At 53.0% G+C, this 6,063-nt stretch carries 2 tRNA genes and 3 rRNA genes; all 5 read right to left on the bottom strand.

Annotation, left to right across the window (positions count from 1 at the left end):
- Positions 1 to 204: 204 nt before the first annotated feature.
- A 5S ribosomal RNA gene (rrf, locus tag VXL81_RS08520) occupies positions 205 to 319 on the bottom strand.
- 111 nt (positions 320 to 430) lie between these two features.
- Positions 431 to 3,304 (bottom strand): 23S ribosomal RNA (locus VXL81_RS08515).
- Positions 3,305 to 3,721: 417 nt separating this feature from the next.
- Positions 3,722 to 3,798: transfer RNA gene (locus VXL81_RS08510), tRNA-Ile, on the bottom strand.
- Between the two features lie 25 nt (positions 3,799 to 3,823).
- Positions 3,824 to 3,899 (bottom strand) — tRNA-Ala (locus VXL81_RS08505).
- Between the two features lie 193 nt (positions 3,900 to 4,092).
- Positions 4,093 to 5,556: ribosomal RNA gene (locus VXL81_RS08500) — 16S ribosomal RNA — on the bottom strand.
- Together the 16S, 23S and 5S rRNA genes with 2 tRNA genes alongside form the textbook arrangement of a ribosomal RNA operon.
- Between the last annotated feature and the right edge of the window lie 507 nt (positions 5,557 to 6,063).

Here is a 6,063-nt window from a genome sequence, read left to right as displayed (position 1 = left end):
GAACCTACGACCTTCAGGTTATGAGCCTGACGAGCTACCGGGCTGCTCCATCCCGCGACATTTTTATTTAGGCTCTGGCGCGTTGCGCTAGTTGAGCCATTAATTGCTTTATCACTGATGTTGTGATTGAGCATTTATCCCTTCAGAGGGGTGTATCTGAAGGTATTTTTATTGTTATCGTTTAGACTTTATGGATTTTACTAGGTTTGGCGGTGACCTACTCTCCCACGCCTTAAGACGCAGTACCATCGGCGCAACAGTGCTTAACTTCCGGGTTCGGGATGGGACCGGGTGTTTCACTTGCGCTATGACCACCAAACCGAGGAAAATCCATATTGACGATCTTTGTGAGAGATCGTCGAGATACAATCGCGATGAAGTCCAAGTTTGTTTTGCTTTTGGTTCATTGTGTCACTGCCTGTTACTGGAACAGATCAAGCCTATCGGGCGATTAGTACCGGTCAACTGAATGCATTGCTGCACTTACATCTCCGGCCTATTGACGAGGTGGTCTACCTCGGCCCTCAGGGATACCTTGTTTTGAGGGGGGCTTCCCGCTTAGATGCCTTCAGCGGTTATCCTGTCCGATCATAGCTACCCTGCACTGCTGCTGGCGCAACAACAGGTCCACCAGTGGATCGTTCACCCCGGTCCTCTCGTACTAGGGGCAACTCCTCTCAAGTATCCTACACCCACGGCAGATAGGGACCGAACTGTCTCACGACGTTCTAAACCCAGCTCACGTACCTCTTTAAACGGCGAACAGCCGTACCCTTGGGACCTGCTCCAGCCCCAGGATGAGATGAGCCGACATCGAGGTGCCAAACACTGCCGTCGATATGGACTCTTGGGCAGTATCAGCCTGTTATCCCCGGCGTACCTTTTATCCGTTGAGCGATGGCCCTCCCACTTGGGACCACCGGATCACTATGGCCGACTTTCGTCTCTGCTCGACTTGTCAGTCTCGCAGTCAGGCTGGCTTCTGCCATTGCACTCAACGAGCGATTTCCGACCGCTCTGAGCCAACCTTCGCGCGCCTCCGTTACGCTTTAGGAGGCGACCGCCCCAGTCAAACTACCCGCCACGCAGGGTCCCGGATCCGGATAACGGACCGCGGTTAGATATCAAGAGTGCGAAGGGTGGTATCTCAAGGGAGGCTCCACCGGAACTAGCGTTCCGGTTTCGATGCCTACCACCTATCCTGCACATCACAATCCTGATACCAGTGCGAAGCTGTAGTAAAGGTGCACGGGGTCTTTCCGTCTAACCGCGGGAAGCCTGCATCTTGACAGGCAATTCAATTTCGCTGAGTCGATGTTGGAGACAGCGGGGAAGTCGTTACGCCATTCGTGCAGGTCGGAACTTACCCGACAAGGAATTTCGCTACCTTAGGACCGTTATAGTTACGGCCGCCGTTTACCTGGGCTTCAATTCGGAGCTCTCACCCCTCCTTTTAACCTTCAGGCACCGGGCAGGCGTCAGACCCTATACGTCGTCTTGCGACTTCGCAGAGCCCTGTGTTTTTAATAAACAGTCGCCACCCCCTGGTTTGTGCCCCCAGCTCCAAGTTGCCTTGGAACCGGGCCTCCTTCTCGCGAACTTACGGAGGTATTTTGCCGAGTTCCTTCAACATCGTTCTCTCAAGCGCCTTGGTATTCTCTACCAGTCCACCTGTGTCGGTTTAGGGTACGGTCTCATGGAGGGCTATTTCCAGGGACTGATCAGCAGCCCATTCAATCCGATAAGGATGAACTACCTTCACAATCCGTCACATCCTCCTGGCCTAGGAATATTAACCTAGTTCCCATCGGCTACGCCTTTCGGCCTCGCCTTAGGGGCCGGCTTACCCTGCTCAGATTAGCTTTAAGCAGGAACCCTTGGACTTTCGGCGAGAGTGTCTCTCACACTCTTTGTCGCTACTCATGTCATCATTCTCGCTAGTGATCTCTCCACGGGATCGCTCACGCGCCCGCTTCATCGAAAGCTCCGTGCGTCCAAGACCTTCCAGAGGAAGGTTAAAGACGCATGGAACTATGTCACACTACGCTCTGCTACCATGCACTATGTGCATCCTAAGCTTCGGCTCATGGCTTGAGCCCCGTTACATCTTCGCCGCAGGACGTCTTAATTAGACCAGTGAGCTGTTACGCTATCTTTAAAGGATGGCTGCTTCTAAGCCAACCTCCTGGTTGTTTTGGACATCCCACCTGCTTTCCCACTTAGCCATGAATTAGGGGCCTTAGCTGTAGGTCAGGGTTGTTTCCCTCTCCACTACGGACGTTAGCATCCGCAGTGTGTCTGCCATCTAGTACTCCCGGGTATTCGGAGTTTGGTTAGGATCAGTAAGCCTGTGGGGCCCCATTACCCATCCAGTGCTCTACCCCCCGGGGTATTCGGATGACGCTCTACCTAAATAGATTTCGCAGAGAACCAGCTATCTCCGAGTTTGATTGGCCTTTCACCCCTAGGCACAGCTCATCCCGATCCTTTTCAACGGATGTGGGTTCGGTCCTCCAGTGCATGTTACTGCACCTTCAACCTGGCCATGCCTAGATCACTCGGTTTCGGGTCTGATCCCACGAACTCATGCGCCCTATTAAGACTCGCTTTCGCTGCGCCTACACCTAACGGCTTAAGCTTGCTCGTGAGACCAAGTCGATGACCCATTATACAAAAGGTACGCTGTCAGCCCTCAAGGGGCCTCCAACTGATTGTAGGCGTTCGGTTTCAGGTACTGTTTCACTCCCCTCGTCGGGGTGCTTTTCACCTTTCCCTCACGGTACTGGTTCGCTATCGGTCAGTAAGGAGTACTTAGCCTTCGAAGGTGGTCCTCCGATCTTCAGACAGGATTTCACGTGTCCCGCCCTACTTAATACGTCCTATCATGCTTCATATACGGGGCTATCACCCACTATGGCTGTGCTTCCCAACACATTCTATTCACACTCAAGGCTCGGCTGGTCCCCGTTCGCTCGCCGCTACTAGGGGAGTATCATATTGATGTCCTTTCCTCCGGGTACTTAGATGTTTCAGTTCCCCGGGTTTGCTCTTAAAACCCTATGTATTCAGGTCTTAAGTACCTGATTAAGCTCATTATTGATGTCCTACCGCTTTGCTACTTGAGGACAGGCCTCTCATAGCAGACTGCAGGGTCACAATAACAAACTGTCAGGTGGGTTCCCCCATTCGGAAATTCATGGATCAAAGCCTATTCTCAGCTCCCCATGACTTATCGCAGAGTATCACGTCCTTCATCGCCTCTTACTGCCAAGGCATCCACCAAACGCCCTTCTCGCGCTTGATCTGGTCCAGAAAAAGACAGTGAACTGTCACGCCACAGAAGCTGGTAAGAAACTGTGGCCTTATTCTGAACCAAAAGCATACTTTCCCGCTCACTTCATAGAAGTGAACATTGGTTCATAAACCTTGCGGAATATGAACCGGGTTAGTGTACTTGACTTGGACAACACTGTGGTTTCAATCCGGCAGACCCTCGCGCGCCCGAGGAAAAGGGCGGATGCAAAGGCTCGCATCAGACCACATAAGTGGCCGTCAGCACCAAACTGAGGTCGATCCCTCACGCGGGTGACCAACAGTGTTGTTGATTGTATCTCTCTAAACGATGTCAATGTGATCAACCTTCCCGAAGGAACATCGATCCGGTCCGATTGGACGGTTAAACATCTCAGGATGCTTAACGATCAAATCGTCTCTTACAGAATGGTGGGTCGAGGAGGACTTGAACCTCCGACCTCACGCTTATCAGGCGTGCGCTCTAACCACCTGAGCTACCGACCCATTCTATGTGGGCCGTTCGCATGAGTGGTGGAGCCTAGGAGGATCGAACTCCTGACCTCCTGAATGCAAATCAGGCGCTCTCCCAGCTGAGCTAAGGCCCCTTGCTAGATCTCGCCCCAGGGCAAGATCATGACAGTTCTGAAGAGATATGAGGACGGCCTGGTCCTGTTTAGTGTCCTACCGCGCGGAGCGCTACTTGAGGACCTAAACGATGCGATCAGTTTTGATTACTGATCTTATGCTAAGTGTATCACGAGACAGAGCAAGCTCTGATCTAGCTAGATACATCCTTAGAAAGGAGGTGATCCAGCCGCAGGTTCCCCTACGGCTACCTTGTTACGACTTCACCCCAGTCGCTGAGCTCACCGTGGTCCGCTGCCCCCATTGCTGGTTGGCGCACGGCCTTCGGGTAAACCCAACTCCCATGGTGTGACGGGCGGTGTGTACAAGGCCCGGGAACGTATTCACCGCGTCATGCTGTTACGCGATTACTAGCGATTCCGACTTCATGGGGTCGAGTTGCAGACCCCAATCCGAACTGAGACAGTTTTTTGGGATTAACCCATTGTCACTGCCATTGTAGCACGTGTGTAGCCCAACCCGTAAGGGCCATGAGGACTTGACGTCATCCACACCTTCCTCCCGCTTATCACGGGCAGTTTCCCTAGAGTGCCCAGCCGAACTGCTGGCAACTAAGGATGTGGGTTGCGCTCGTTGCCGGACTTAACCGAACATCTCACGACACGAGCTGACGACAGCCATGCAGCACCTGTCACTCGGCCACCGAAGTGGAAACCAGATCTCTCTGGCGGTCCGAGGATGTCAAGGGTTGGTAAGGTTCTGCGCGTTGCTTCGAATTAAACCACATGCTCCACCGCTTGTGCGGGCCCCCGTCAATTCCTTTGAGTTTTAATCTTGCGACCGTACTCCCCAGGCGGAATGCTTAATCCGTTAGGTGTGTCACCAACAAGCATGCTTGCTGACGACTGGCATTCATCGTTTACGGTGTGGACTACCAGGGTATCTAATCCTGTTTGCTCCCCACACTTTCGCACCTCAGCGTCAGTATCGAGCCAGTGAGCCGCCTTCGCCACTGGTGTTCCTCCGAATATCTACGAATTTCACCTCTACACTCGGAATTCCACTCACCTCTCTCGAACTCAAGACCAGGAGTTTTGGAGGCAGTTCCAGGGTTGAGCCCTGGGATTTCACCCCCAACTTTCTGATCCGCCTACGTGCGCTTTACGCCCAGTAATTCCGAACAACGCTAACCCCCTCCGTATTACCGCGGCTGCTGGCACGGAGTTAGCCGGGGTTTCTTTACCAGATACTGTCATTATCATCTCTGGCGAAAGAGCTTTACGACCCTAAGGCCTTCATCACTCACGCGGCATGGCTGGATCAGGCTTGCGCCCATTGTCCAAGATTCCCCACTGCTGCCTCCCGTAGGAGTCTGGGCCGTGTCTCAGTCCCAGTGTTGCTGATCATCCTCTAAAACCAGCTATAGATCGTAGACTTGGTAGGCCGTTACCCCACCAACTATCTAATCTAACGCGGGCCGATCCTTCTCCGATAAATCTTTCCCCCGAAGGGCGTATAAGGTATTACTCACCGTTTCCAGTGGCTATTCCTTAGAGAAGGGCACGTTCCCACGCGTTACTAACCCGTCCGCCGCTCACCCCGAAGGGCGCGCTCGACTTGCATGTGTTAGGCCTGCCGCCAGCGTTCGTTCTGAGCCAGGATCAAACTCTCAAGTTGAAAAGCACTTACATGCTTATCCTTGACGTTCGAACCTCTGCACATCTTGATTGCACTACCGCCTATTCGGCTACTTGAGCGCGATTAGGCGTGATCCAGACCCGGCTAGGAACCCGGAATTGCAATCATGTTTCTCTGTCTGTTGTGCTTGGTTTCAAAAGAAACCGAAGCCGAACAAGACAGTGAAGCTGACACTAGATCATCGGACAAAAGCCCTACTAGCGTTGATATACAGACGTTGATCCATCGAATGAACCAAACCGCCCACATATCTCTTCAGATATCATCAATGTCAAAGAGCATACATCCAGAGACAATAACCAACAGATGCGCCAAATTCCTGACGCGCCCGCCGATCAAACCCTCATAAATGCCACCGTCTTTCCGATGCGTCCAACCGTCTCTCCGGCCCGTCCCAGCGTCTCTCCGCCGCGTTTCCCATCCAATCCAGCGTCCCCGCCGCACCGTCCGGTGTGTCTCAGCAGCGCCTCAGCGCCGCCGGTGAAG

It is taken from the genome of Phaeobacter sp. JH204B (assembly GCF_048055755.1).
Classification (GTDB): Bacteria; Pseudomonadota; Alphaproteobacteria; order Rhodobacterales; family Rhodobacteraceae; genus Phaeobacter; species Phaeobacter bryozoorum.
The sequence above is the reverse complement of the archived record's forward strand: the minus strand, read 5'-3'. Positions and strand labels throughout refer to the sequence as shown.